Genomic DNA, 26,212 nt, shown 5'->3' with positions numbered 1-26,212 from the left:
CTGCCGAATGCCGAACGCGCCAAGGTTTGCCAGTAAGCCCCTTATTCAAGAGCACCCGATGAAACGCCTGCCCCTCGACGACAGCTTCAAGGTCAACCGTACCCCCGTCACCCTGCGGGAGATCGTGCTCGACAAACTTCGCAGTGCCATTCTCAATTTCCAGTTGCTGCCCGGCGACCGCCTGGTGGAGCGCGACCTGTGCGACCGCCTGGGGGTGAGCCGCACCTCGGTGCGCGAAGCGCTCCGCCATCTGGAATCGGAAGGCCTGGTGGAGTTCGCCGATGCCAAAGGCCCGCGTGTGGCGATCATCACCCTGGAGGATGCCTGCGACCTGTACGAGCTGCGTGCAGTGCTTGAGGGTTTGATCGTGCAACTGTTCACGCTGCGCGCCAAGGCCAAGGACATCCGCGCCCTGGAAAAGGCCCTGGAGGTTAACCGCAAGGCACTGGAACAGGCCGAGCTGCCTCAGGTGCTGGATTCGGTGCAGGGCTTTTACGATGTGTTGCTCGAAGGCTGCGGCAACCTTGCCGCTGCCACCCAGCTGCGCCAGTTGCAAGCCCGCATCAGCTACCTGCGAGCCACCTCGGTCTCGCAAAAGAACCGCCGCGGCGCCTCCAACGCCGAGATGGAACGCATCGTCGAAGCGATCAAGGGCGGTGACGCCGCCGCCGCGCACCAGGCCTCGGTAGACCACGTGCGCGCAGCCGCCAAGGTGGCGCTGGACTACCTTCGCCAGCAGCAGGAAGGCAGCCAGGTGCGCGAGTTGCTGTCGCCCATCGCCCTCGCCGAACCCGGCGTAGGCCGCTGAACATGCCGTTGCCGCGCTACTGCCCGCAGTGCGGCAACGCGCAACTGGCCGAGGGCATCCCGGCCGGTGACACGCACCGCAGGCTCCACTGCCCCGGGTGCGGCTATGTGCATTACCTGAACCCCAAGATCATTGCCGGCTGCATCGTGGAGCACGATGGGCGTTACCTGCTCTGCCAGCGCGCCATCGCCCCCCGCCCGGGCACCTGGACCCTGCCGGCCGGCTTCATGGAAGCCGGTGAAACCACCGAACAGGCCGCCCTGCGCGAAACCTTCGAAGAAGCCGGTGTGCGCGCGCAATTGATCGCCCCCTATTCGCTGTTCAGCGTGCCGCGCATCAGTGAGGTGTACATCCTGTTCCGCGCCACCTTGCTGAGCATGGACGAGCACTGGGGCGAGGAGTCGCTGGACCGGCGTTTCTTCGCGCCGGGCGAAATCCCCTGGGACAACATCTACTACCCCGCCATCCGCCAGATCCTGGAACGCTACATCGAGGAGCGGCAGCATGGGGTGTTCGGGATCTATACCGGCAACGACGATGAGGGGACGGTGCATTTCATGCGCTGATGCGAGCATCGGTGTCATTTCATCCACGGTGCATAGGTGGTAATCAAGTCGACCCTCACCGGCGTTGTTCCATGCTCGGTGAAAGGCGCCATGTCCAGGCGCTGGCACACCTCGAAGGCCCGCGCCAGGAACGCCTCATCCCGTACGTACTCACCCTTGCGAATGCCCAAAGGCAGCGTCTTGACCTGGCAGCTGTGAATCTTCCCCTCGGACGTTGCCGTCCAGTTCATCACCAGCAAACCGATACCCGGGATGCTCCCTGGCCCACCCAGGCGTTGCATGAATTGCTCACGAACCTGCCCGGCCTCGCGCAACAGCTTGAGCTTCCTGCTGTTGGGCTGCTCGAGCCTGGGCGGAATCACTAGGGGAAACCGAAACCTGAGCTCAGGTGCGTGAGCGAAATGGCGTGAATCGATGGGAGCAAGAATGACCCCCCAACACGCCTGGCCGACCAGATCGGCCAAGTGCCTGGAGGCGCTTTGCGCGGTGCAGTCCACCAGTCGGTTGTCACGATCGATCACCAGTTCGACCCATACGGTGCCGCTGCGCCAAGGGTGATTGGCCATCTGCAAATCGCTGCCGATACTGGCATTCGCCTCCTCGATCATCGCTTGCCGCTCCTGGTGCGTGAAGGGTCCTCGCGTGCTCGTGCAGCCCATCAGCGCCATCGCCAGTACCAACACCCACGAAAACTTCCCTTGCATCCGAACACCTGCCCATGTGAAAGGGCGCAGAGTCTAAAGGCACTGGAAGAAGCTGCTAAGTCGGCAGATCGCCACCGAAGGTGTCAGCGGATGTCAGGGCCTTCCGGGCACCATGCATCCGCCGTTACCAACCCGCAAAACGCCGTCCCCAGCGTAGCATTGTGGTGAGCGATGATCCGCTCGGCCGGCAATTCCGGGGTGTCGCAACAGCCGTGCGCATCCGCTACCAAAAGCACCTCTACCCCCAGATCACGGGCCGCACGGCAGGTGCTGTCGACGCACACCTGCGTTTTCATCCCTGCCACCAACAGTTGGCTCGCGCCCAGGCCTTGCAGGTGTTCAAGCAGCGCCGTGGCATGAAAGGCGTTGGGCCGCTGCTTTTCGAATACCCATTCATCACCGCGCAACGCAAGCTCCGGCAGCAGTTGCGTGAGCGTCCCGGCAGGGTCCAGCGGCGAGCCGGCGGGGCCCACGTGGCGGGCCAGCAACACCGGCACCTCAGCCGCATGGGCCTTGGCCAGCAACCGATTGATGCGGTCGAGCAGTGCAGCGCCTTGCCACGGCGCGTGGGGGCCATGGAACAGGCCAACCTGGAAGTCGAGAATCAGCAGTGCGTGCATGGTGCGTCTCCTTGCATGAGGCCCGAGGAGGCGACGCCTGTGAAAAGGCCCCGCCGTTTCGGGCGGGGCCGTGGGGTGAAGTGCGTGACTGCCGCGCGCCTACCCGCCTGCCCCGCCGATGGCGGTCAGGGTGGTGGTCGAGGTGGTGCGGCTGAATGAAATCATGGCCACTATCCTGCCTCGCCGCCACGGCAACAGGCAACTATCAGTTTCGCCAAGGTGCGGCCTGACTCGCGAGCTTGCGCCTGAGTGAGCGCGGCATACCCCAGTATCAAGGCCGGCGGCAGGTGCACAGTGCGGCAAAGGTCGCTCAGGCTCTGCAGTACCAGGCCCTGTGGACCGGCGGCAGCCAGCAGCGCGGCCATGTCGCAATCGGCGGGCAGCCACAGCGTCAGGTGAAACCCCGCATGCTCACCTGTCACCCGCAGGCGCCCCTGGCCATGTTCCTTCAGGGCGGCCAACAGCACGTCGCGTACGGCCTGGCAGGCGAGCCGAGCCCTGCGCAGGTGGCGCTGGTGCGCGCCGCTGTGCATGTAAGCCGCCAGCCCCCACTGCTCGCTCACTCCGGCACTGCGCCCCACGCTTTGCCACAGAGCCAGCACCTGGTCACGTACCGGCGCCGGTGCCAGCAAGTAGCCCAGGCGCAGATTGGCGAACAATCCCTGGTTGAAGCTGCCGCAGTGAATCACCCGCTCCTGTCGGTCGATGGCCTTGAGTGCAGGCAGTGGCGCGCTGCGGTAATTGAATTCACTGTCGTAGTCGTCTTCGAGCACCCAGCCGCCAGCGCGCTCGGCCCACGCCAGCAGCGCGACCCTGCGTGCCGCCGCGAGGCTCGCTCCCAACGGGGCCTGGTGCGCCGATGTTACGCACGCCAGGCGTGCCATGGGGTAGCTGGCGAGGTGTTCGGTACGCAGCCCTTGCTCATCGACCGGCACGTAGGCCAGGCAAGCGCCAGCCCGCTCGAAGATCCCGTGCAAGGCGGGGTAGCCCGGGTCTTCTACCAATACCTGATCACCCGGGCGCAGCAAGCACCGGGCAACCAGGTCGGCGCTGTGGCGGATGCCATGGGTAATCAGCACCTCATCCGGGGTGCAGGCGATGCCACGATGGCGGCGCAGATACTGTGCCACTTGCTCACGCAGCGCCTGCGCACCTGCGGGCTCCGCCCGGCTCCAGCTCTCCAGCGGCTGCTGGCGCAAGGCACGTTGCAGGCAACTGGCCCACTCCTGGCGATCGAACAATGCCGGGTTGGCAAGCCGCGCCACGAAAGGGACTCCCACTTGAGCATGGCCAGGCGCCAAGGCCGGCAAGGCGCCCGGCCCGGGCTGGCGCCGCGGCGCTCTGGTGCTGACGGCGGGCGTTGAGTAATGCTCCGGCAAGGCTGCCTGAACGCGGCTGCCGGCCCCTGTACGGCGCTCTATGTAGCCTTCTACCCGCAAGCGGTCGAGCACAGCTTCCAGCGTGCCCCGGGCCATTTCCCAGCGCGCGCCAAGGCTGCGGCTCGAGGGCACTGCGCTGCCCGGTGCCAGCAGGCCGTCCAGGATCGCGTCGCGCAGCGCGCGGTAGGCCGTTTCCTGGCGGGTCTGCCCGGGCAGTGATACGGGGCGAGGCAAGTCGAATGAGGTCGCGGTTCGGCCCTTGGCCATAATGGTCCAGTCATCTTTCGTTTATATGGCGCTCAATATTAGGCCACTTTAACGTCACGCTTGGGCAGTCCTTTTAGAGAGCTGCGCCATGCCACTGACCTACTACCTCACCTTCTGCCTGGTTGCTGCCTTCCAGACGGCAACGCCCGGCCCCTCTACCCTCAACCTGATCGACAATTCTGTCAGGCATGGCCCGTGGCGTGCCTGGCTGATCGGCAGCGCGGATGCGTTGGCGGTGGCGTTGATGGCACTGGCCGCGCTGCTTGGGCTGGCTGCCTTGCTGCACGCGCACCCTCAGGTATTCATCGGTCTGCAACTGTCGGGGGCGGCTTACCTGGCCTTGCTGGGCTTGAAATACCTGCGAGCAGCCGCGCCACTCCAGCCAATCACGCGCCCTTCAGCGGGCACATCGGGCCTGTGGTGGAGGGCATTCATGGTGGGGTTGAGCAATCCGAAGGCGATCGTGTTTTTCGCAGCCCTGCTGCCGCAGTTCCTGCCGTCAGGCGGTCGTGAGGCGCCAACGATGATCACACTGGTGGCGTTGTTCGTTGCAGTGAAGCTGTTGGTGTCCGCGCTGTATGCATGCCTGGCCCCGTTCTTTGCCCGGCGCCTGCAAGCCCCGGGTGCTGCTCGCTGGAGCAGGCGTGCGGCAGGCACAGTGCTGATGCTGTTCGCCGCTTCGATATTGGCCGCAGCGGTAGGCGCATGAGTGGTGTTTTATCGGCCGTTATGACAATTAACGCAGCGCCACCGATCAGCTGATGAACGGTAGCACTGGCAAGTTGCCAGCCAGGCATTCCTGAGCCATTAATGATGGCAACTTGACATGGAGTCGGGTCCCCCTACCCATGCCAAGGAGCATTGCCATGCTACGTAACCTTCGCCTCAAAACACGCGCCGCTTTGAGCTTCGGCCTGATCTGCCTGTTGCTGATCCTGCTCAGCGTGATCGCGTTGTCGAAGATGAGCGACATCAACCAGGCCGCCAAGGCACTGGGCACCGATTGGATGCCCAGCGTACGCCAGGCCGATGTGATCGAGGCCGACACGCTGCGGTTGCGGCTGGCGCTGTTGCACTATGTGACCGAGGACGACAAGGCGAATCTGCGTAACACCCTGGAAGCCCGCCGTGATGCCCTGAAAAAGAGCCTGGCCGACTACGAGGCAGACGTTTCCAGCACCCAGGAAGGCCAGCTGTACGAAAACCTCAAGCGCAGCACCACCGGCTACCTTGATGCGCTCAAGCCGATCCTGACCTCGAGCGTGCCGGCTGATCAGCTGGTGGCCTACGTCAATACCACCACCGTGCCACTGGCCAATGCCGCGCAAACCGACGTCGACGCTCTTGTTGCGTTGAACAACACCGGCGCCGAGGCGGCCTACACCAGCGCGCAGGCGCAGTACCAGCATGGCCTGGTGATTACCGGCTCGATCATTGCCCTGGCCATCGTGCTCACTCTGCTGGTCGCCCTGCTCTTCACCCGCAGCGTGGTGCTGCCGGTGCAGAAACTGATGGGCGTGACCCGCGAAATCGCACAGGGCCGGCTCGGCAGCGTGGTGGAAGTGAACGGCGCAGATGAAATCACCGAACTGCAAAGCGCCACCGAAGCGATGCAGAGCAACCTGCGCTCCACCTTGCAATTGATCACCGACTCCGCCGTGCAACTGGCAGCCGCCGCTGAAGAGCTGGCGCAGATCACCCAGCAGGCGCGCCAGGGCATCTCTCGCCAGGGCCAGGAAACCGAGCTCGCTGCCACGGCGGTGAACCAGATGACCGCCGCCGTCGAGGAAGTGGCCCGCAGCGCCACCTTCGCCGCCCAGGCCACCCAGGCTTCGCAACAGTCCGCCGCCCAAGGCCGCGAGCGCGTAGTGCAGACCCTTTCCTCCATCGCGCGGCTGTCCGACTCGGTGGCCAGCACCAGCGACCAGGTCAGCCAACTGGCCAACCAGACTCAGAGCATCAGCCAGGTGCTGGAAGTGATCCGCGCCATCGCCGAGCAGACCAACCTGCTGGCACTGAACGCCGCCATCGAAGCCGCCCGCGCCGGCGAGCAAGGCCGCGGCTTTGCGGTGGTCGCCGATGAGGTCCGCGCTCTGGCACACCGCACTCAGAGCTCGACCCAGGACATCGAAAAAATGATCGCCGGCATCAAGCTGGGTTCCCAGCAGGCCGTTCAGGCCATGGCGGTAAGCAGCAGCGAAGCCGGGCAAACCCTGCGTGTGGCTCAGGAAGCTGGCGAAGCCATTCACCGCATTACCGACGCCATTGGCGAGATCAGCGAAAAGAACCTGGTGATCGCCTCGGCTTCCGAGCAACAGGCACAAGTGGCCCGCTCGGTAGACCACAACCTGGTGAGCATCAAGGACCTGGCCGGGCATAGTGCCTCGGCGGCAACTCAAACGGCGGAAGCCAGCGCGGAGTTGTCGCGGTTGGCGGTGAATTTGAATGGGGTGGTGGCCAGGTTCAGTTTTTAAGTGGCTCGATGCAGTGCTCGCCCTGAAGGTACAGGGCGGGCGTCGATGAGCACTGAAGTTCCGAAACAGCGAACTCAGGCTATTCGACACGGCCATTGGCACCCAGGACTTGTATGAAACAAAAACCATCACGGTCTTTTTACGAGTTGGCCTTAAAGCAATTATCGGCTCCCTCAGTATCCTGAACACGCCCGCATCAGGTTGATGCGACATGCACTCAGGAACTGCGAAGATGTTGAAACAGGATTGGTATTATCAGCACGGCGGTGTGACAAAAGGCCCGTACACTTCCCGACAGATGAATGACTTCCTCATCACCGGGGTGATCTCGACAGATACGATGGTGGGCGCAAGGGCGGCCAACTGGACTGCCTACAGCAGATCCGTGCTGGCCAGTGACTCGACGACCGAATGCAACACATCGGCCAGACCGCTGGATAATTTCTGTATATGGGCGATGGCATGCGTTCCCGTCATGGGCGCGATCCTCGAACTGATGTCCGGTTGGACTACCTGGTTGTATTACGTGGTCCTGTATATCGTCTTGTATCGGGCCGATTGCGCTCGACTGATTGAAGCAGGCTACCTTCCTCTTTCAGGGTGGAACATACTGTTGGCGCCTGTGTATTTGTGGCGAAGAGGCACGCGCGTAGGTGACAACAGATATTATTTCTACACGTGGTTGGCCATGTTGATCCTGTCGATGATGATAACGCCATTGACCTTGCCCATTGATTCAAGCGCTTCCTTCGCGCAGTAGCGACTCCCGAGCCCCGATTTCCCACTTGTTCGCCAAGCCCGCGGCCGATCTCCGCCGAGCCGCGGCCAAATTTGACCAACCCGTCAACTCTCCCGTAGTGTGGGCCGTTTTCCCCCGCCTAAGAGCTGCCCCCCGATGCCGCAACGCCCCCCTCTCCCTCCCACGGTCTACCTGCTGGGCCTGACCATCTTTTCCCTGGTAACCGCCGAATTCATGGTCGCCGGCATGATGCCGGCGCTCGCCGAAGCCTTTTCGGTGAGCCTGGCGCAATTGGGCAACCTGATCGCCTATTACGCCTTGGGCATGTGCCTGGGCGGGCCGCCGATGACCGTGGCGCTGCTGGCCTTGAGGGTGGGCAACAAGACCGCGCTGGTGGGCCTGCTGGCGCTGTATGTTGCCGCCGGCGTGCTGGCGGCGTTGGCGCAAAGCTATGAGGTGCTGGCGCTGGCGCGCATCGTGATGGGGGTAGCCAGTGCCGCGTGCATCGGCTTGTGCATGACCATTTGCGCGAGCCTTGTACCCCAGCAGGAACGCGGCCGCGCGGTAGCGGTGGTGCTTGCCGGCCTGATGCTGAGCCCTGTGGCCGGCGTGCCGCTGACCACCTGGGTCGAGCAGCACCATGGCTGGCGCGCCAGTGCCTGGCTGGTCGTGGGCCTGGCACTGCTGTGTACGATGCTGGCCGCCTGGCGCCTGCCGGCGGAACACAACGACGCCACTCCTGACCTGCGCCGCGAATGGGCCAGCCTGCGCAACCGCCCATTGTGGGGCGCCTATGTCACCAGCGGCCTGATCATCGGCGCGACCTTCGCAGCCTTCAGCTATTGCACCCCTATCCTGATCCAGTTGATGGGCGTAAGCCCCACCCACGTGGCACCGTTGCTGGCGCTGTATGGCGTGGCCAACGTGATCGGGAACACCCTGGTGGGCCGCATCGCCGACCGCCACACCCGCAGCGCCCAGGCCTGGGGCCTGGCCATGATGGTGCTGCTGCTTGCAGGCATGGCCTTGAGTGTCAACATTCCCGCACTGGGGCTGGTGTGCTTCATCGGCCTGGGCCTGACCGGCGTAGCGTTGAACCCTGCAATGGTGGCGCGCGTGATGCGCGCTGCCGAGCCAGGCGCGCTGGTCAATACCCTGCACAGCTCGGTGATCACCGCCGGCCTTGCCTTTGGCAGTTGGGCGGGTGGGGAATCGATCGACGCCGGCCTGGGCCTGCAAGGCCCGTTGTGGATAGGTGCAGCCATGGCGCTGCTAGGCTTGGCAAGCCTGTGGCCAAAAGCCGCCTGGCAGCCAAAAATGGCCTGCCCCGCGACCTGACGAGGGCGCTGGCGGGGCTCGTGGTCGGCGCGTAAGATAGCGTTACGCCACTAATTGCGACACCCCGCCTATGCCACTACGTTCCGCAGCCCGCGCGGCTCGTCGCAGCCGTGAACTCCTGTTGCGCCTGCTGCCAGCAATCGCGGCACTGCTGGCGCTGATCGGGCTGGGTGGCTACCTGCTGGTCAGCAGTGCGCTTCGCCAGGACACTGATGTACAAAAGCGCTCGGCGCTGTACATCGACCGTACCCTGCACCAGGCCAGCACGGAAATCAGCCGCAACATCGTCAACTACTCCAAATGGGGCGAGGCCTACCTTCACCTGCATGTGAACGTGGACCTGCACTGGGCAGACGACCAACGCAACGTAGGCTCGGTGCCTTTCGAGCTCTACGGCTACGACGGCGTGCTGGTCACCGACGGCCAGGACCAGACGGTCTACTCGGTGATCGAAGGGCTACCTGCACAGGTACAGGCCCAGCGCTGGCTGCAGGGCGACCTGCCGCACCTGCTCGCCGACGCCCGTGCCCATGACAGCGACGACAGCGGTGTGGTCGGGGTGCTGACGGTCGGCGGCATCCCGGCGCTGGTTGCCGCCGCGACCATCAGCACCGGCGCCGCCGACGTACCCCGGGTGCCCGGCCCGGATTCGGTGATGCTGTTCGTCAGCCTGCTCGACAGCCACAAGCTGCGCAGCATGAGCCAGACCTACGGCCTGCCCGAGCTCACCTTGAGCGCGGCGCCGCTGCTGGACCTGCAATCGATGCCGCTGCTGGGGTCGACGCTCTGGGTCAACTGGAAGGCGCCGCGGCCCGGCCAGGAGCTGCTCGCCCAGACGCTGCCGATGTTCGTCGCAGGCGTGTTGGCCCTGCTGCTGGTGCTGGGCGCGCTGCTGCGCTACGCACTGGCCTCGGCACGTGAGCTGGACGCGCAATTCGACGCCCTGCTAGCCAGCCAGGCTGACCTGAGCCACAGCGAACAACGCTTTCGCGACATGGCCGAAGGCTCCTCGGACTGGCTGTGGGAAACCGACGCGCAGGGCCGCCTGACCTACCTGTCCGAACGCTTCACACACGTCACCGGCGCAGCCCCACAGTATTGGCTTGGCCAGCCACTGGAACACCTGCTGCAACCGCAAGGCCAGCGCCTGGCGCCCTGGCTTGCGGCTAATCAGGGCGGTACATTGGTGTGCAATTACCAGGACCAGCACGGCAACGCCCGCCTATGCCGGCTGACCGCACGCGCCATCGAAGATGGCAAAGGCCACCGTGGCACTGCCACGGACATCACTGAGGAAGTGCATGCTCAGGCCGAAGTGCGCCACTTGTCTTTGCACGACAGCCTCACTGGCCTGCCCAACCGGCACCATTTGCACCAGCGCCTGGCGCCCATGCTGCCAGGCCCCTTGGCACTGCTGAGCCTGGACCTGGACCGCTTCAAGCCGGTCAACGACACCTACGGCCACGGCGTCGGTGACCTGGTGTTGCAGGCTGTCGCCCAACGCTTGCCGCGGCAGTTGCGTGAGCCCGACTTCGTGGCGCGGGTCGGCGGCGACGAATTCATCATCGCCCTGCCCGGCCTGAGCGACACACGCGCCATCGATGCCCTTTGCCAGCGCCTGGTCGAGGCGGTCTGCCAACCGCTGCAGGTGGGCGAGCACACTGTATTTCTGGGGACCAGCATCGGCGTGGCGCTGGCACCCATGCATGCCAGCAGCGCTGAAGAGTTGCTGCGCCTGGCCGACATCGCGCTGTACCAGGCCAAGGCCGCCGGCCGCAGCACCTGGCGCTTCTATACCGAAACCATGAACGGCCGCCTGCTGGCACGCCAGGACCTGGAGCAGGCGCTGCGCCGCGCCCAAGGCCAGGGTGAGCTGCGCCTGCATTACCAGCCCCGCTTCGCGCTAGCCGGCCAGCGCCTGTGCGGCTTCGAAGCCTTGCTGCGCTGGCAGCACCCGCAACGAGGGCTGCTGTTGCCCGAGGCGTTTCTGGACCTTGCCGAGGACAGCGGGCTGATCCGCCCACTCGGGCGCTGGGCCCTGGCCCAAAGCTGCATGCAGGCCGCTCAATGGCCAGAGGGCACATTGCTGGTGGTCAACCTCTCGGCCGGGCAGTTCGCCGAGCCGGATCGCTTGATCAAATCGGTGGTCGACGCGCTGGCTGGCAGCGGCCTGGCACCGTCGCGGCTGATACTGGAGATTGGCGAACACGTGTTGCTGAACGAAGCGGTGCTGCCAACCCTGCATGCACTCAAGGCACTGGGCCTGCAGTTGAGCCTGGACGACTTCGGCAGCGGCACTGCCGGCCTCTCATGGCTGCGGGACGGCCTGTTCGATCGACTTACCCTGGCGCGGCAGTTCATGCAAACGGTCCAGGCTGCCAGCCCGGACCAAGCCATCGTCCGCGCTACCGTTCAGTTGGCCGGCGAGTTGGGCCTGCGTGTCACCGCCAAGGGCGTAGAAGACGCCGAGCAAATGGCCAGCCTCGCACATCTGGGCTGCGACGAGGCCCAGGGGCATTACTTCAGCCCCGCCCTGCCCGCCGAGCGATTGGCCACCACCTGCCTCAATGGCGCAGCCGAACCATCCCCTCCGAGCTGACCACCCAGCAAGGCTGGCCCGGCGAAAGCTGAACCCCGCCAACCCAGCGTTCGGCCTGAACGTGGTCCAGCCAGTGCGCCTGCCCCGCCAGTACCCGCTCTGCCAATGGCGCCAGGCGCCACTGCCGCTGTGCCCAGCTGGCGCCCGGTGCCTCGTGCAGCAACGGCTCAGGGCCTTGCACCCAATGCCGCGAGAGCGCCTCGAACATCATGTCACCCAGCCAAGGCAAGGGATCACCCTGCTTCATCAACCACGCAAACACCTGACCGGCGGCCATTGGCCCCCGCTCAGCCAAGTGGTGCAAGCTCAAGCGCTCGGTGAGGCTCAAACCATCGGATTCCCTGGGCAGCTCCTGGAGCTGGCGGGCCAGTGCTGGCCCCAGCAGCGGCAACGGCGGCGTGGGCGCAGCCGCAAGCGAGGCCCAGGCGCGCGGATCTGGCGCGCAGTAGGCCGCCCAGGCCTTTCGCCCCAGCGCCAGTGCAGGGGCGCCAAGCGCGCGCCGCTGCGGCCAGAGCCAGGCGAGCACGTCCGGGGCCAGTTGGCCCACTCCGATAAAACGCTCGACGCCCGGCACACTGGCCGCCTCGACCAGCTCCAGCCGGCGAGGCTGCGTGCTCGAACCTGCCAACAGCCGGATCAGGAACAGCTGATCGTAGGCATCGGCTTCGCACCACAGCACCACCTCGCTGTCGGCACCGATGGCCGCCAGCGCTCCGTACTCTGTTGCAAGGCGCGCTGCCGCATCGGCCGGCGCCAGGTTGAATGCCTGAGCAATGAACCGAGCCCGCGCCGCCTGAAATCCAGCAGGCTCAAGCGCCGGCACCGGGCCCATCGCCAGCGGATCGCTGAGCATCCGGAACTGCCCGGTAAAGCCCGCGACCTTCAGTGAGTGTTCGATATCGTTGCCGCAGCGCCAATGGATGACCTGTGGGCTATCGCCCTGGCGCGGGCCTGGGTGGCGCGCGGCGAAGTCGAGCGCATCGGCATGGGCCTTGAGCCTTGGCCAGCTGGCGAAGCCCTGCGCGCGGGCGGTCAGCCATTGGGCATCGGCCAGTTGGTAAGCGGGCCCCGCAAGGCCAAGCTCGGCCAGCTGGCGAGCTTCGTCGGGTGCGTGCCCTGCGTTGAGCGCCTTGAGCAGGCGTTTGGCCTGTTTGCGCAGAAACGGCAGTTCGAGGCGGCCGTGGTGGCGTGAAGACGGTGATGTGGACATGCCAACTCCTTCAATGGCTGGGCCCGCCACAAGCCAGGAGCTGGTGAGTGAAGCGTTGAAACACGCCGTGGGCAACCCTTTGCGCGGACCGCAGGCGTGGCGCACGCCCCGGCGCCACTCTAAGGGCTGCCCCGCGTTCGGTCAACCGCGCACCATGCGGCGCAAGGTGTTGTCGCGCACCACGTAGTGATGGAACAGCCCCGCCAGCGCGTGAAGGCCGATCAGCCAGTAGCCTGCATTGCCGATCCATTCGTGAACACCCTTGATACGCTTGGCCAGCACTTCGTCCACCGTCACCGGCAGTGGAATCTCGAAGCCCAGCCAGGGAAAGGGCTTGCCGGCGATGGCCAGCATCAACCAGGCGAGGATCGGCGTCACGATCATCAGCAGATACAGCAGCCCGTGCGTTGCATGCGCTACTCCCGTTTGCCAGCGCGGCGGGCGCGGCTCGATAGGCGGGGCCGGGTAACGCAACCGTGCGATCAGCCGCACGGCCACCAGCAGCAGGATGAGCGTGCCCAGAATGCCATGCCCGCCCACCAAAGCAGCGCGCAGTGGCTGGCCCTTGGGCACATAGCCTTTGAGTTCGATACAGCCGTAAACGCCGATGAACAGCAGCACGGTCAGCCAATGCAGAGTGATCGATAACCGGTGATAACGTTGAGCGGGCACGCTGGCGCCCAGAGGGAGAGTGGTCATGGTCAGGCTCACGGTCGTTAGTGTTATGGATAACCGAGCGCAAGCTTAACCGCACAGGCATTAAAAAACCCGCCGAAGCGGGTTCTGTGTCCAAGCCATGCAACTCCTGTCGTCGGCCTCCCAGGCCCATGGTCGATCATCCTTGACCGTCGGCGCCTGATCCGTGGCGCCGTTGGATGGATGTAGATTACGGCGCTGGCCGTCGCCGCCCAAGAGGTGATCGCTGCGCCGTGCTGTAAGCCTTTGGCTACCGAAGCCGTGCGCTCACTCGACGTGCAGGCGCAGGACGCGGTCACGGCCGCCTTCGGCGAGCAGGTAACCGTCTGGGCCATCGGCAAGCAATGCCTGTGGCGCCTTGAGGAAACTCAACACGGTGTGCAATTGCCCTTGAGGGTCGCGCAGCAGCAGCCGCGCCCGATGGGTGTCGTCTTCGCTGATCCACAGGCCGCGGGCGTCGCACATCAGAAAGGTCGGGTTGCTCAGGCCACTGACCAACGTACTGTCCTGGCCACCAGGCTGGTATTGCCGCACCACGCCCTTGGTCTTCTCCGTGTAGAGCAAAGGCCCACCGGCGCAGCGGGTCACCGCTTCGGACTCGGCCAGGCCTTCACGCAATACCTCAAGCTCGCCGGTGCTGAAGCGAAAACGCAGCAAGCGGCCCTGGCCCTTGCGGTCTTCGACGCTGTAGAGGTCGTCGCCCTCGCTCCATAAATGCTGCAGGTTATCGCCTCGAAATAGCGGCGTAGCGCCACCCGGCCCCAGCAGGCTGACCGCCGCGCCGCCCACTTCCTCGCTGAAGGCGACGCCATGCGGGGTCAAGGCCAAGCCATCGGGCTTGCTCAGCCCGCCCAGCACCTGATGCCGTACACCTTGGGCATCGATGCGCAACAAACTGCCCTCGCCTGCCTGCAATTCCTGGCTGATCAATACGGCACCATCGCGCTCGCGCACCAACGCAGCCGCCTTGGGCACGTCATCGTGGGCCACTTCCCAGGCCCAGCCCGGCGCTGCCTGTACCGGCCAGAAGGCCTGCCAGGCGAAGAACCCCAATGTGAGCGTCAGCAAGCCGCCAACGGCGCAGGCAAGCAGTCGTAACAGCGCCTTCATGCAGCGGCACCGCTCAAATGCTCGTAGAGGATGGTCGCACCCACCAGCATCAGTACCACGCCACCGGCGATCTCGGCGCGCTTGCCGGCCACCGCACCGATCACCCTGCCCAACAGCGTGCCGAGGGTAACCATCAGCATCGTGGCAAGGCCGATGGCCGCCGCCGCGACCAGAATGTTCACCTCAACGAACGCCAGGCCCACACCCACGGCCAGCGCGTCGATGCTGGTGGCAAAAGCGGTGACCGCCAGCAGCCAGAAGCCGTGGCGCTTCTGCCCGGTTTCTTCCGGTTCGTCCTTGTCCGGGCGAATGCCTGCATAGACCATGTGCAGGCCCAGGCCCAGCAGCAGCACGAAGGCGATCCAGTGGTCCCACTCGGTGACGAACTGGCTGGCGGCCCGCCCCAGCAGCCAGCCCAGCAGTGGCGTCGCCGCTTCGATCACACCGAAGATCAGCCCGGTGCGCAGTGCTTCGGAAACACGCGGGCGAGAAAGCGTCGCGCCTTTGCCCACCGCAGCCGCAAAGGCATCGGTCGACATGGCGAACGCCAGGAAAACAAGAGAAATGGGGCTCAAGAGACGCTCCAGCCGGGCACAGGACAACGACCTCCGCGCGCGCCCGGCTAATGGCACACAGGTGTCGTTGGTCTCACCAATCCGCTGGATGCCCTGACCACGGCGTGCGCCGAGAATGTTGACCAGGGCGCCTTCACAGGTGAAGGCAGGTTACTCCCCAAAGAGGGCGCTACCTTAACATGCCTTCAGGCAAAAAATAGTGACAATTCGCGAGCTTATCGCCTGCCGGCCGATCAAGCGCCGGCCTGGGCACTGCGGCGCATGGCCTGGCTCATTTCTTCGAGCACCGCATTGGCGTACTGCTGCCAGCGCCTGGCAAGCACCCGGGTGCGTGGCATGTCGCTGGGCAGCCAACGGTGCGGCGGCCCGCCGGCACGCAGGCCGACCTCGCGGCCTACTCTGGGCAACAGATCTTCGTACAGTGCCAGCATGCACAGAGGGTGTACCGGCTCGTCGGGGTGGGCCAGCGCCTGATGCAGGTGCGAGCCGAAGGAGTCGGCGTGGCGGATGCTCACCACCTCCCGGGCCAACTCACACATGCGTGGGGTGGCAACCGGATAGCTGTCTTCGCGCAAGGCGGTTTTGAGACTGTCGAGCAGTTCGCTCAGCGAGTGAGTGCCTGGGCAAATCGAGGGTCAGCGGCGTGGACGTGGGGTGGTCAGGCATTTGCGCGCCTCCTTGGCAGATGGATCCCAAGAGCGTAGTGGCTCCGGGCCAGTTGTGCTAGTAGCCTTGCAATACCATTACACATTCGAGACGGGCGGTCTGAACGTGCTGCACCCACCCGGAGAATCGGGCGGGCGCAGAACAGAATCTACTTCCGGCGCCGCGCGAACCCCAGCACCGCCACGAAGAACACCGGCACCAGCACCACCCCCAGCAGCGTGGCACTGAGCATGCCGCCGATCACCCCGGTCCCGATGGCCCGCTGGCTGGCCGCACCTGCGCCGTTGGCCAGCACCAGCGGCATCACACCCAACATGAACGCCATGGAGGTCATCACGATCGGCCTGAAGCGCAAGCGCGCCGCCATCACCGCTGCCTCGCGCAGGCTGTGGCCCTCGGCGACCAAGGCCTTGGCGAACTCGACGATCAGAATCGCGTTCTCGGCCGCCAGCCCGATGATGGTGATCAAGCCCACCTTGAAGTACACATCGTTCGGCAAGCCCGCCACCGTTACCGCAAGCACTGCCCCAAGCGCACCGACCGGCACGATCAGCATCACCGAAAGCGGCACTGCCCAGCTCTCGTAAAGCGCCACCAGCAGCAGGAACACCACCACAATGGCCAGCACAAAGAGTTGCGACGCCTGGCCGCTGGCGATGCGCTCCTGATAGGAGAGTCCGGTCCATTCGTAACCGATGCCGGCCGGCAGCTGAGCGAGGATTTTTTCAACCTCTGCCATGGCCGCACCGGTGCTCACCCCAGGCGCAGCGTCGCCGGTGATGCGGATGCTCGGGTAGCCGTTGTAGCGTGCAACCTGCACCGGGCCGCTTTCCCAATGAGTGTCGACGAACGCGCGCAATGGCACCAGCTCGCCCTGCGCGTTGGGCACGTACAGCCCCATCACGCTTTCGGGGTCATCCGCGCCGCTTGCGCGGCTTGCACCACCACCCTTTGCTGGCGCCCGGCATTGGTGAAGTCGTTGATCACCGCCGAACCGAACGCCGTGGACAACGCGCGGCTGAGGGTGTCGAAGCTCACGCCCAGGGTGCGGGCCTTGTCACGGTCGATGACCAGGCGCAACTGGGGCGCATCGGCCAGGCCTTCCATCATCGCGTAGAGAAACGCCGGGTTGCCGGCGATCGCACCGAGCACCTGATCCCTGGCGGCCAGCAACGCCGTGCGGCCCAAGCCTGCGCGATCCTGCAAACGCAGCGCGAAACCGCCGGAGTTGCCGAGGCCATCGATGGGCGGCGGCGTCACCGCCATCAGCGTGCCGTCGCCATGGGTGGCGAAACGCTTGTTGACCGCCTCACTGAGCGACTGGGCCGATGCATCGGCACCGCGCCTGGACCAATCGGTCAGCGTTGGGAAAGCCAGCGCGGCGTTTTCACCCATGCCCGAGAAGCTGAAGCCCAGGATCAGAAAGTTGCTCTTCACTGCCGGCTGGCTGCCGAGGAACTGCTCAAGCTGCTCGCCGGTGGCCAGGGTGCGTTGCAAGGTCGCGTTCGGCGGCAGTTGCACGTCCACGATCAGATAACCCTGGTCTTCGATGGGCACGAAGGACTCGGGCAGGCGCAGGTAGAAGAACCCCAGCAATACCAGGATGCCCCCGTAGATCAGCATCAGGCGCCCGGTGCGGCGCACCAGTGCATGGTTGAGCTGGCTGTAGCGCTCGGTGAGCCGGGCGAAGCCACGGTTGAAGGCCCCGAAAAAGCCGCGCTTTTGCCCATGCCCTGCTGCCACCGGCTTGAGCAGGGTGGCGCACAGGGCCGGCGTGAAAGTGAGCGCCAGAAAACCCGAGAACAGGATCGACACCGCCAGCGACAGCGAGAACTGGCGGTAGATCACCCCGACCGAACCGCTCATGAACGCAAGCGGCAGAAAAACTGCCGCCAGCACCAGGGTGATGCCGACGATGGCGCCGGAGACTTGTTCCATGGCCTTGATCGTCGCCTGCACCGGGGTAAGCCCCTCCTCGGCCATCAGCCGCTCGACGTTCTCCACCACCACAATGGCGTCATCCACCAGGATGCCGATAGCCAGCACCATGCCGAACATCGTCAGCATGTTCACCGAGAAGCCCAGCGCATACATCACCCCCAGTGTGCCGAGCAGGCACACCGGCACCACGATGCTGGGGATCAGCGTATAGCGAATGTTCTGCAGGAACAGCAGCATCACCAGGAACACCAGCGCCATGGCCTCGACCAGGGTTTGCAACACCTTGCCGATGGCGACATCGACGAACAGCGAGGTGTCATAGGGCACCGACCACTCGATGTCGCTGGGGAAATTCACCGACAGTTCGCCCAGGCGCTGGCGGATCGCTTCGGCCGTGGCAAGGGCGTTGGCGTCCGGCGCCAGCTGCACCGCAGCACCCACGGCCGGTTTGCCATCCAGGCGGGTAGCGAAGTTGTAGTCCTGGCTGCCCAGTGCGATATGCGCCACATCACGCAGGCGCACCACCGACCCGTCAGGGTTGGCCCGCAACAGGATCTCGCCGAAGGCTTCGGGGGTATCGAGGGTGCCTTGCACTGCGAGGGTCGCGGTCAGTTCCTGAGTGCTGGCCGCCGGTGCGGCGCCGAACGACCCGGCCGGTACCTGGATGTTCTGCGCAGCGATGGCAGCACTCACGTCACTGATCGAAAGCCCGTAGCCAATCAGCGCCTGGGGATCAACCCACACGCGCATGGCCGCCTCGGCGGCAAAGAACTGCAGCTTGCCCACACCGGGCAGGCGGCGGATTTCGTTGTTGACGTTACGCGCGGCGTAATCGGCCAGCGCCACCGGGTCATCACGCGTGGCACCTGCCTTGTAGCTCAGGGCGTAGATCAGCAGAAAGCCCGCGCTGGTCTGCTGCACGTCCAGGCCTTGGGTAAGCACCGGCTGCGGCAGGCGCGACTCGGCCTTTTTCAGGCGGTTCTGTACATCTACCTGGGCAAACTCGGGGCTGATGCCAGGCTTGAAGGTGACCACGATCTCGACAATGCCGTTGGCGTTGCTGGTGGACTCGAAATACAGCAGCCCCTCGGCGCCGTTGAGCTCGTCCTCGATCACGCTGGTCACGGTGTCGGCCAGCACCTGCGCCGAGGCACCGGGGTAGCTGGCGGTGATGGTGATCTGTGGCGGCGCCACGTTGGGATACTGCGACACCGGCAGCAGCCGCATCGCCAGCAGCCCACCGAGGCAGATGAACAGCGCCACGACCCAGGCAAGGTTGGGCCGTTCGATGAAAAACGCGACATGGTACGGCCCCTTATCGTGCTGTGGCTTTTGCAGCCGAGGGCGCAGCGGCCGGCTCGGCAACCTGCGCAGCATCACCCGGGTTGAGCCCGGCGGGGCCGCCCACGATCACCTGCTCGCCGGGCGCCAGGCCCTGGGTGACCTGCCAGCGGCCATCACGCATCACCCCGGTGCTGACTGGGCGAGCCTCGACCTTGCCGCTGACCAACAGCAGCACCTTTGCCTGGCCGGCCTGGTCACGCTGCACGGCCCGCTGCGGCACCAGCACCGCTGCCGGCTCCAGGCCCTGGGGCGCACGCACGCGCACGTACATCCCTGGCAGCAGCCACTTGTCGGGGTTGGCGAAACGCCCGCGCAAGGCGAGCTGGCCGGTCTGGCGGTCCACGCTTACATCGGTGAACAGCAAGGTGCCCTCGGTGCGGCGGGCCATGCCATCGACCTGCAGGCTCAAGGGTTGGCCCGCTGCGCTGCCGAGGCTGCCGTCTTCAAGGCCCTGGCGCAGGCGCAGCGCATCGGCGGCCGGCTGGCTGAAGTCGGCGTAGATCGGGTCCAGTTGCTGAATACGTGCCAGCAGGGTCGACTCGCCCTGCCCCACCAGCGCACCTTCTGTGACCAACGCACGGCCGATGCGCCCTGCAATCGGGGCGCGGACCGAGGCATACCCCAGGTTCAACTGTGCAGTTTGTACCTGCGCCTGGGCGCTTTGCACATCGGCCTGGCCACTGGCCAAAGTGGCGCGGGCGCTGTCCACATCCTGGCGGCTGATGGCCTCTACCTCTGCCAGCGCCTGATAGCGGCCCAGCCTGGCGCGGCCTTCCACCACCTGCGCCTGGGCGCGGGCCAACGCCCCTTGAGCCTGTGCCAGTGCTGCACGCAGGGGTGCGGGGTCGATCTGGAACAGCAAATCGCCCGCTTTGACGTCGGCGCCTTCCTTGAACTGCTGGTGCAGTACCACACCGGCAACTCGCGCGCGCACCTCTGCCACCCGTACCGGCTCGATACGGCCGGGCAGCTCGGCAAACAGCTCCAGCGGCTCGGCCACGGTCGTTATTACCTGAACCGGCTTGGCTTCAGCGGCAGGGTGTTCGGGAGTGGAAGGCTTTTCGACACCCCGCCAAGGCCAACAGGCCAAGGGCTAGGACAGTGAAGCGCAGGCGCGGCATGGGACGTTCCTTCGAGGCAGGCAACAAGAAACGGCGATGATAGGCAAAAAAGGCATTGAGACAATATCGTCTCAGTGGAACCTTTAGTAACTTTTTAACTTTCTGTCACAGCTGGTTTTCGGCACAATGGCCACCCTCTTCATAACGTGCAGCCGCAGGTTCGATTCAATGCGTCGCGTCCTCCTCGATGATTCCCTGTTCAAGGCTTTGGCTGTGGCCATCGTCGACCAGCCGCGGGCAAGCCTGAAGAACCTGGCCGACAGCGTGGGTGTGAGCAAGGCGACGCTGCACCGGCTCTGCGGTACCCGTGAGCAATTGGTCGATCAGCTCATGACCCACACCTCGCAGGTGATGCTGGCCCTGCTCGAAAGTGTCGACATGAAGACGGCAAACCCCGCCGAGGCGCTGCGCACGCTGATCGAGCGCCATCTCGCCGAGCGTGAGCTGATGCTGTTCCTGATCTTTCAGTACACACCCGACGCACTGCGCTGGGCCGACCGCTATAGCCCTTGGAAGGCTTACGTGGACGGGTTGGATGCGTTCTTTCTGCACGGCCAGCAGCGCGGGCTGTTTCGTATCGACGTGCCCGCCCCGGTGCTGGCAGACCTCTTCGCCTCGCTGCTGTGCGGGATGATCGACTCCGAGCGGGTCGGGCGTGCGGCGCCGGCGGGTTCGGCGCGCACGGTGGAGCTGTTTTTCTCGATGGCGCCAGGGCTTAAGCCAATACCCGCGCCAGTACTGCCCTCACCTGGCCAATACCATCGCGCAGCGCCTGCTCGATCTCTTCCATGGTGATGACCGCCTGGGCCTTGCCTGCGGCAGGGTTCACCACCAGCGCCAGGCTTGCGTAACTCAGGCCCAGTTCGCGGGCCAGCGCCGCTTCCGGCATGCCGGTCATCCCGACGATGTCGCAACCGTCGCGCTCCATCCGCGCGATTTCGCCGGCCGTCTCCAGCCGTGGCCCCTGGGTGCAGCCGTAAGTGCCGAAATCACTGAACGCCAGGCCCTCGGCCTTGAGCGCCGCCACCAGTTGCTGGCGTAGAGGCTCGTGGTAGGGGTAGCTGAAGTCGATGTGCGTGACCTGCTCCAGGTCGTCGGCGAAGTAGGTGTGCTCGCGGCCGCTGGTGTAGTCGATCAACTGGTGCGGCACGCAGAAGTGCCCGGTAACCATGGCGGGGTGAATACCGCCAACGGCGTTGACTGCCAACACGGCTTCGGCCCCGGCCTGCTCGAGCGCCCACAGGTTGGCCCGGTAATTGACCTTGTGCGGCGGGACGCGGTGCGGGTGGCCATGGCGGGCGAGGAACATCACCTCGCGCCCGGCGTAATGGCCCAGCGTCACGTCCGAAGACGGAGCGCCCCAGGGGGTGTCCAGCGCCAGGGTGCGTTCGATGTGCAGGCCTTCGAGTTGAGTGAGGCCGGTACCGCCGATGATTGCGTAGACCGTCATGGCCAGGCTCCGTGTCAGTCGATCAGGTGCGCGGCGCGTAGTGCGCCCAGCGCTTCGAGCCAGCGAGGTTGCTGGCGATAATCCAGCCCGGCGGTGCCCTGCCCGGCCATGCGTGCGATACGCGCTGCGGGGGTCACCTTCAGCCGCTGCGCGGCGCTCAGAGCAAGCTCGGCGGCAGCGCGGTCGTTGCACACCAGGCCCATGTCGCAGCCGGCGCTGAAGGCCGCTTCGACCCGCGCTGCGGCATCGCCCACCACGTGCGCGCCGGCCATCGAGAGGTCGTCGCTGAAGATCACGCCGTCAAAGCCCAGCTCGCCGCGCAGGATCTCCTGCAACCAGCGCCGGGAAAAGCCCGCCGGGCCTGCATCGACCTTCGGGTAGATGACGTGCGCGGGCATCACTGCCGCCAGTTGGCCGGCCAGCCGCGTGAACGGGACCAGATCCTGTTGGCGCAAGGTGTCGAGGTCGCGCTCATCCACCGGGATGGCCACGTGGGAATCGGCCTCCGCCCAGCCGTGGCCAGGGAAGTGCTTGCCGCAGGCAGCCATGCCGGCCTGGTTCATGCCGCGAATGAAGGCCCCAGCCAGTTCGGTAGCGCGCTCGGGGTCGCTTTCGAAGGCACGCCGGCCGATGACGGCGCTGCGCTGGTAGTCGAGGTCAAGCACCGGGGCGAACGAGAGGTCGAGCCCGACGCCCAGCACTTCGGTAGCCATCAGCCAGCCGCAATGCTCGGCCAGCGCCTCGGCGCCAGGGCAACTGGCGATGGCGCGCATGGCCGGCAGCTTGACGAAGCCCTGGCGCAGGCGTTGCACACGGCCGCCTTCCTGGTCGACCGCCAGGATGAGGTCGGGGCGGATGGCACGGATGGCCTGGCAGAGGTCGCGCACCTGGCGCGGATGGTCGATGTTGCGGGCAAATAGAATGAGGCCGGCCACTTCGGGCTGGCGCAGCAGGTGGCGGTCTTCGGCGGTCAGCCAGGTGCCCGCGATGTCGACCATCAGGGCGCCGTGGAGGCTGGAGGGCATGTGACGTCCTTGCAGTGGCTCAAAAGCCGCTACTGTACCCGATCGAAGCCGGCTTGGCTCAGGCCTTGGCGGCAGTGGGCGGCTTGCTGCGAGGGCGCAACTGGGCACTGAGCATGCGCGGGTCGGTGACCTGGCTTTCGGCGCGCATGCCTGCTGCCAGGAACGGCACCATCAGGCGCATCACCTGCTCGATGGAGGTGTCCATACCGAAGTCGTTCTCGGAAATCGCCCGCAGGGCCTTGATGCCCGACATGCTGAAGGCCGCGGCACCAAGCATGAAATGAACGCGCCAGAACAGCTCCAGCGGCGCGACGTTGGGCGCGGCCTGGTGTACCAGCAACATGTAGCGGCGGAACACCTTGCCGTACATGTCTTCGAGGTAACGCCGCAGGTGGCCCTGGCTCTCACTGAAGGCAAGGCCCAGCAAACGCATGAAGATCGACAGGTCATCATGGCTGCGTGGCTCCACCGCCATCGCCTGGTCCACCAGCATCTCCAGCAGTTCCTCCAAGGAGGCGGCAGGCTCCGGCTCGGCGGCACGGCGCTCCAGTTCGCGCTCCAGGCTTGCGCAGAACGGCCCGAGAAAGCGTGAGAACACCGCCTGAATTAGAGCCTTCTTGGACCCGAAGTGATAGTTCACCGCAGCAAGGTTCACCCCAGCCTTGGCGGTGATGACCCGCAACGACGTTTCCGCGAAGCCTTTCTCGGCGAACAGCTGTTCAGCGGCATCGAGGATGCGTTCTACGGTCTCCGATTGGGCCATGGGGTCTCCGGCGGGGCAAACAGGTGTTTGAAACTTACGTTTCAGCAGGCGGGCTTGTCAAGGTAACGGAATATTTTCCAGCTGTACGAGCAGGCATTTCAAGCAAGGCGGGGCGAAAAGAAGAGTTGCCAACACCGTTCTACTGTATATACTTCCAGTCACTGTATAAAAAGCCAGAGCCCATTGCCATGCTGAAACTGACGCCCCGCCAGGCGGAGATCCTGGCCTTCATCCGGCGCTGCATCGACGAGAACGGTTTCCCGCCGACCCGCGCCGAAATCGCCCAGCAACTGGGTTTCAAGTCGCCCAATGCCGCAGAAGAACACCTCAAGGCACTGGCACGCAAAGGCGCGATCGAGATGACCCCCGGCGCCAGCCGTGGCATCCGTATCCCGGGCGCGAGCGAAGCGCGCAACGAGGACACCCTGCCCATCATCGGCCGTGTCGCCGCCGGCGCTCCCATTCTCGCCCAACAGCACATCGAAGAGTCCTGCAACATCAACCCTTCATTCTTCCATCCGCGTGCCGATTACCTGTTACGCGTGCACGGCATGAGCATGAAGGACGTCGGCATTTTCGATGGCGACCTGCTTGCGGTACACACCTGCCGCGAAGCGCGCAATGGCCAGATCGTGGTGGCGCGCATTGGTGAGGAAGTCACCGTCAAACGTTTCCAGCGCAGCGGCCACAAGGTTCGCCTGCTGGCAGAAAACCCCGAGTTCGCCCCTATCGAAGTCGATCTTCGAGAGCAGGACGTGGTGATCGAGGGGCTGAGTGTCGGCGTTATCCGCCGCTAACCGGAGGCAGCATATGCAGCAGTGTATTCCCGCGGTAACCGGGCAGGGCCAACTGCCCTTGTTCGAAGCGTTCATGGCGCCAGCGGCCAAGCCGCTGTTCGAACCCACGGAGCCTGAGCACACCATGGAAGACGTCTTCAGCGAACTGGCGTTGAAAGGGTCCGCGGGAAGCTGCATGAGCCTGATGGCCCCAATTCTGAGCGCCCTCAGCCAGGCTGGCGAAAGCCGCTGGCTCACGCTGGTCGCGCCACCTGCGGCACTCACCCACGCCTGGTTGCGCGATGCGGGCCTGAACCGTGAACGCATCCTGTTGCTGCAACCCAGGGCCGGCCAGTCGTCCCAGGCACTGGTGTGCGACGTGCTACGGCTGGGCAAGAGCCACACGGTGGTGAGCTGGCTCAACCCTTTGAATGTGACCGCCCGCCGGCAATTGGCACGCGCTGCAGAGCAAGGCCAGGCGCAAAGCCTGAATATTCGCCTGGGGTAATCACTCCACCCCTTCGACGATGGTGATTTTCGCCGACCCCGCACCCTGCCGGTGGGCCATCGCCTCCTGATACTCAGCCGAGCGATAGCACGCGATCGCTTGCTCGTAAGAGTCGAACTCGATCACTACATTGCGCGACGCCGCCGGGCCGCTTTCCAAGGCTTCGCTTCGCCCGCCGCGGGCCAGGAAACGCCCACCGTACTTCTTGAACGCCGCCGGTGCGCGGCTTGTGTATTCGCTGTATTGCGTTGGGTCACTCACTTCGACCTGCGCGATCCAATAGCCTTTCATGTGTTTGTTCTCCATGCTGTCGAGCTTTACGTATTATGGTATACCACGGTTTTCAACTGCCGCACACCGTGAGAATACGCCATGCCATTCGACTCCATAGACGCAATCATCGAAGACTTTCGCCAAGGCAAGATGGTCTTGATGGTCGACGACGAAGATCGCGAAAACGAAGGTGACCTGCTGCTGGCCGCCGACCATTGCGACGCAGCCGCTATCAACTTCATGGCCCGAGAGGCGCGCGGGCTGATCTGCCTCACCCTCACCGACGAGCACTGCATTCGGCTGGGCCTGGAGCAGATGGTCCCCACCAATGGCAGTGGCTTCTCCACCGCCTTTACCGTTTCGATCGAGGCCGCCACCGGTGTGACCACCGGCATTTCCGCCGCTGACAGAGCCCGCACTGTGGCGGCTGCCGTGGCGCCGAACGCGTGTGCCGATGACATCGTGCAACCCGGCCATATCTTCCCGGTGCGCGCCCGCGAAGGCGGTGTGCTCACTCGCGCCGGCCATACCGAAGCGGGCTGCGACCTGGCGCGCCTTGCCGGCCTCACGCCTGCGTCGGTCATCGTCGAGGTAATGAACGAAGACGGCAGCATGGCAAGGCGCCCGGAGCTGGAAGCCTTCGCCCGCCAGCACGGGCTGCGCATCGGCAGCATCGCCGACCTCATCCAGTACCGCCTGGCCAACGAACACACCGTCGCGCGGATCGGTGAGCGTGACCTGCCCACCGTGCACGGCGAGTTTCGCTTGATCAGCTACGAGGACCGCCTCACCGGCGGCGTACACATGGCCATGGTGATGGGCCAGCTTCGCCACGACCAACCTACCCTGGTTCGGGTACACGTGATCGACCCATTACGCGATCTGGTCGGCGCTGAATACACCGGCCCCGCCAACTGGACGCTGTGGGCGGCGCTCGAAAAAGTGGCCGCCGAGGGCCATGGTGTCGTCGTGGTGCTGGCCAACCACGAATCCTCTCAGGCATTGCTCGAGCGCGTGCCGCAGCTCACCCAGCCCCCCAAGCGCTTTACCCCAGGCGCCACTCGCAGCTATTCGGAAGTGGGCACCGGCGCGCAGATCCTGCAAGACCTGGGCGTGGGCAAACTGCGGCACCTCGGCCCTCCGATCAAGTACACCGGCCTTGCCGGCTACGATCTGGAGGTGGTGGAGAACATCCCTTTCACCGGCTGAGGGCTTGCACAAAGTTTGGAATACCATAATATGACATTCCAGACTGTAGGC

The 26,212-nt window shown here is 64.9% G+C and carries 24 protein-coding genes, 2 pseudogenes and 1 riboswitch; of the genes and pseudogenes, 12 read left to right on the top strand and 14 right to left on the bottom strand.

The window, feature by feature from the left end:
* Nucleotides 1-58 precede the first annotated feature (58 nt).
* Both LN139_RS06510 and LN139_RS06505 read left to right on the top strand, forming a co-directional pair.
* On the top strand, nucleotides 59-808 hold the full coding sequence (locus LN139_RS06510) for a GntR family transcriptional regulator (protein ID WP_236359224.1): 750 nt from the start codon (nucleotides 59-61) through the stop codon (nucleotides 806-808).
* 2 nt (nucleotides 809-810) lie between these two features.
* Nucleotides 811-1,374 (top strand): NUDIX hydrolase, encoded by a 564-nt coding sequence (locus LN139_RS06505; RefSeq protein WP_236359223.1) that lies wholly within the window; start codon nucleotides 811-813, stop codon nucleotides 1,372-1,374.
* Nucleotides 1,375-1,388: 14 nt separating this feature from the next.
* Here LN139_RS06505 and LN139_RS06500 read toward each other — a convergent pair whose 3' ends face one another.
* From LN139_RS06500 to pdxR, 3 genes are all read right to left on the bottom strand, one after another.
* A complete protein-coding gene (locus tag LN139_RS06500) occupies nucleotides 1,389-2,078 on the bottom strand; it encodes a hypothetical protein (protein WP_236359222.1) in 690 nt (229 codons plus the stop codon).
* Between the two features lie 83 nt (nucleotides 2,079-2,161).
* Nucleotides 2,162-2,698, bottom strand: coding sequence for a cysteine hydrolase family protein (locus LN139_RS06495; RefSeq protein ID WP_236359221.1), 537 nt, complete (start codon nucleotides 2,696-2,698; stop codon nucleotides 2,162-2,164).
* Between the two features lie 170 nt (nucleotides 2,699-2,868).
* Entirely contained in the window at nucleotides 2,869-4,311 is a 1,443-nt protein-coding gene (pdxR, locus tag LN139_RS06490) for a MocR-like pyridoxine biosynthesis transcription factor PdxR (protein WP_236359220.1), read from the bottom strand.
* A gap of 121 nt (nucleotides 4,312-4,432) precedes the next feature.
* On the opposite strand from pdxR, the gene LN139_RS06485 reads away from it, so the two are divergent.
* From LN139_RS06485 to LN139_RS06465, 6 genes and pseudogenes are all read left to right on the top strand, one after another.
* Entirely contained in the window at nucleotides 4,433-5,053 is a 621-nt protein-coding gene (locus LN139_RS06485) for a LysE family translocator (protein WP_236359219.1), read from the top strand.
* A gap of 139 nt (nucleotides 5,054-5,192) precedes the next feature.
* A pseudogene (locus LN139_RS25500) lies at nucleotides 5,193-5,960 on the top strand (MCP four helix bundle domain-containing protein); the annotation flags it as partial.
* Nucleotides 5,955-6,818 carry a methyl-accepting chemotaxis protein gene (locus tag LN139_RS25495; RefSeq protein ID WP_442964416.1) on the top strand — a complete coding sequence of 288 codons (864 nt, stop codon included), beginning with the start codon at nucleotides 5,955-5,957 and terminating at the stop codon, nucleotides 6,816-6,818. The pseudogene LN139_RS25500 and the gene LN139_RS25495, both read left to right, overlap by 6 nt.
* A gap of 232 nt (nucleotides 6,819-7,050) precedes the next feature.
* Complete coding sequence (locus LN139_RS06475) at nucleotides 7,051-7,578, top strand: GYF domain-containing protein (protein ID WP_236359217.1); 528 nt, start codon at nucleotides 7,051-7,053, stop codon at nucleotides 7,576-7,578.
* A gap of 135 nt (nucleotides 7,579-7,713) precedes the next feature.
* Nucleotides 7,714-8,895 carry an MFS transporter gene (locus tag LN139_RS06470; protein ID WP_236359216.1) on the top strand — a complete coding sequence of 394 codons (1,182 nt, stop codon included), beginning with the start codon at nucleotides 7,714-7,716 and terminating at the stop codon, nucleotides 8,893-8,895.
* Between the two features lie 70 nt (nucleotides 8,896-8,965).
* A complete protein-coding gene (locus LN139_RS06465) occupies nucleotides 8,966-11,494 on the top strand; it encodes a bifunctional diguanylate cyclase/phosphodiesterase (RefSeq protein WP_236359215.1) in 2,529 nt (842 codons plus the stop codon).
* Here LN139_RS06465 and LN139_RS06460 read toward each other — a convergent pair.
* The 7 genes and pseudogenes from LN139_RS06460 to LN139_RS06430 all read right to left on the bottom strand — a co-directional run bounded on the left by LN139_RS06460 (nucleotide 11,460) and on the right by LN139_RS06430 (nucleotide 20,036).
* Nucleotides 11,460-12,704, bottom strand: coding sequence for a DUF1835 domain-containing protein (locus LN139_RS06460; RefSeq protein ID WP_236359214.1), 1,245 nt, complete (start codon nucleotides 12,702-12,704; stop codon nucleotides 11,460-11,462). The two genes, LN139_RS06465 and LN139_RS06460, sit on opposite strands and share 35 nt — an antisense overlap.
* 141 nt (nucleotides 12,705-12,845) lie before the next feature.
* A complete protein-coding gene (locus LN139_RS06455) occupies nucleotides 12,846-13,403 on the bottom strand; it encodes a cytochrome b (protein ID WP_236359213.1) in 558 nt (185 codons plus the stop codon).
* A gap of 264 nt (nucleotides 13,404-13,667) precedes the next feature.
* The gene (locus LN139_RS06450) at nucleotides 13,668-14,510 is read right to left on the bottom strand and encodes a hypothetical protein (protein WP_236359212.1); all 843 of its coding nucleotides are present in this window, start codon (nucleotides 14,508-14,510) and stop codon (nucleotides 13,668-13,670) included.
* Nucleotides 14,507-15,085: a manganese efflux pump MntP gene (gene mntP, locus LN139_RS06445; RefSeq protein WP_236359211.1), complete on the bottom strand. Its 579-nt coding sequence runs from the start codon at nucleotides 15,083-15,085 to the stop codon at nucleotides 14,507-14,509. Before mntP ends, LN139_RS06450 begins: the two co-directional genes overlap by 4 nt.
* Nucleotides 15,084-15,256: riboswitch (yybP-ykoY riboswitch) on the bottom strand. (Overlaps the previous gene by 2 nt.)
* 62 nt (nucleotides 15,257-15,318) lie before the next feature.
* Nucleotides 15,319-15,660, bottom strand: a complete 342-nt coding sequence (locus tag LN139_RS06440) for a hypothetical protein (protein WP_236359210.1) — start codon at nucleotides 15,658-15,660, stop codon at nucleotides 15,319-15,321.
* A 239-nt stretch (nucleotides 15,661-15,899) separates the two neighbouring features.
* A pseudogene (locus LN139_RS06435) lies at nucleotides 15,900-19,030 on the bottom strand (multidrug efflux RND transporter permease subunit).
* A complete protein-coding gene (locus LN139_RS06430; protein ID WP_329611017.1) occupies nucleotides 19,008-20,036 on the bottom strand; it encodes an efflux RND transporter periplasmic adaptor subunit in 1,029 nt (342 codons plus the stop codon). The pseudogene LN139_RS06435 and the gene LN139_RS06430 overlap by 23 nt, the downstream one beginning before the upstream one ends.
* Nucleotides 20,037-20,325: 289 nt before the next feature.
* On the opposite strand from LN139_RS06430, the gene LN139_RS06425 reads away from it, so the two are divergent.
* On the top strand, nucleotides 20,326-20,952 hold the full coding sequence (locus tag LN139_RS06425; protein ID WP_236359208.1) for a TetR/AcrR family transcriptional regulator: 627 nt from the start codon (nucleotides 20,326-20,328) through the stop codon (nucleotides 20,950-20,952).
* Here the strand turns inward: LN139_RS06425 and LN139_RS06420 are convergent.
* The 3 genes from LN139_RS06420 to LN139_RS06410 are packed head-to-tail and all read right to left on the bottom strand — an operon-like array spanning nucleotide 20,873 to nucleotide 23,395.
* Nucleotides 20,873-21,607 (bottom strand): S-methyl-5'-thioinosine phosphorylase, encoded by a 735-nt coding sequence (locus tag LN139_RS06420; RefSeq protein ID WP_236359207.1) that lies wholly within the window; start codon nucleotides 21,605-21,607, stop codon nucleotides 20,873-20,875. The genes LN139_RS06425 and LN139_RS06420 overlap by 80 nt on opposite strands.
* A gap of 14 nt (nucleotides 21,608-21,621) precedes the next feature.
* On the bottom strand, nucleotides 21,622-22,632 hold the full coding sequence (gene nagZ / locus LN139_RS06415; protein ID WP_236359206.1) for a beta-N-acetylhexosaminidase: 1,011 nt from the start codon (nucleotides 22,630-22,632) through the stop codon (nucleotides 21,622-21,624).
* 58 nt (nucleotides 22,633-22,690) lie between these two features.
* A complete protein-coding gene (locus LN139_RS06410; protein ID WP_236359205.1) occupies nucleotides 22,691-23,395 on the bottom strand; it encodes a TetR/AcrR family transcriptional regulator in 705 nt (234 codons plus the stop codon).
* 188 nt (nucleotides 23,396-23,583) lie between these two features.
* On the opposite strand from LN139_RS06410, the gene lexA reads away from it, so the two are divergent.
* Both lexA and sulA read left to right on the top strand, forming a co-directional pair.
* Nucleotides 23,584-24,192 carry a transcriptional repressor LexA gene (gene lexA, locus LN139_RS06405; RefSeq protein ID WP_236359204.1) on the top strand — a complete coding sequence of 203 codons (609 nt, stop codon included), beginning with the start codon at nucleotides 23,584-23,586 and terminating at the stop codon, nucleotides 24,190-24,192.
* 13 nt (nucleotides 24,193-24,205) lie between these two features.
* Nucleotides 24,206-24,679: an SOS-induced cell division inhibitor SulA gene (sulA, locus tag LN139_RS06400; protein ID WP_236359203.1), complete on the top strand. Its 474-nt coding sequence runs from the start codon at nucleotides 24,206-24,208 to the stop codon at nucleotides 24,677-24,679.
* On the opposite strand, the gene LN139_RS06395 is transcribed toward sulA, so the two are convergent.
* Entirely contained in the window at nucleotides 24,680-24,970 is a 291-nt protein-coding gene (locus LN139_RS06395) for a DUF1330 domain-containing protein (protein WP_236359202.1), read from the bottom strand.
* Between the two features lie 81 nt (nucleotides 24,971-25,051).
* Between LN139_RS06395 and ribBA the strand changes: the two genes are divergently transcribed.
* Entirely contained in the window at nucleotides 25,052-26,161 is a 1,110-nt protein-coding gene (gene ribBA, locus LN139_RS06390) for a bifunctional 3,4-dihydroxy-2-butanone-4-phosphate synthase/GTP cyclohydrolase II (protein WP_236359201.1), read from the top strand.
* Nucleotides 26,162-26,212: the final 51 nt, after the last annotated feature.

This window comes from Pseudomonas sp. KNUC1026 (assembly GCF_021650705.1).
In the GTDB taxonomy this organism is placed as follows: Bacteria; Pseudomonadota; Gammaproteobacteria; order Pseudomonadales; family Pseudomonadaceae; genus Aquipseudomonas.
Note: the sequence above shows the minus strand (reverse complement) of the source record. Positions and strands in the feature narration are given on the sequence as shown.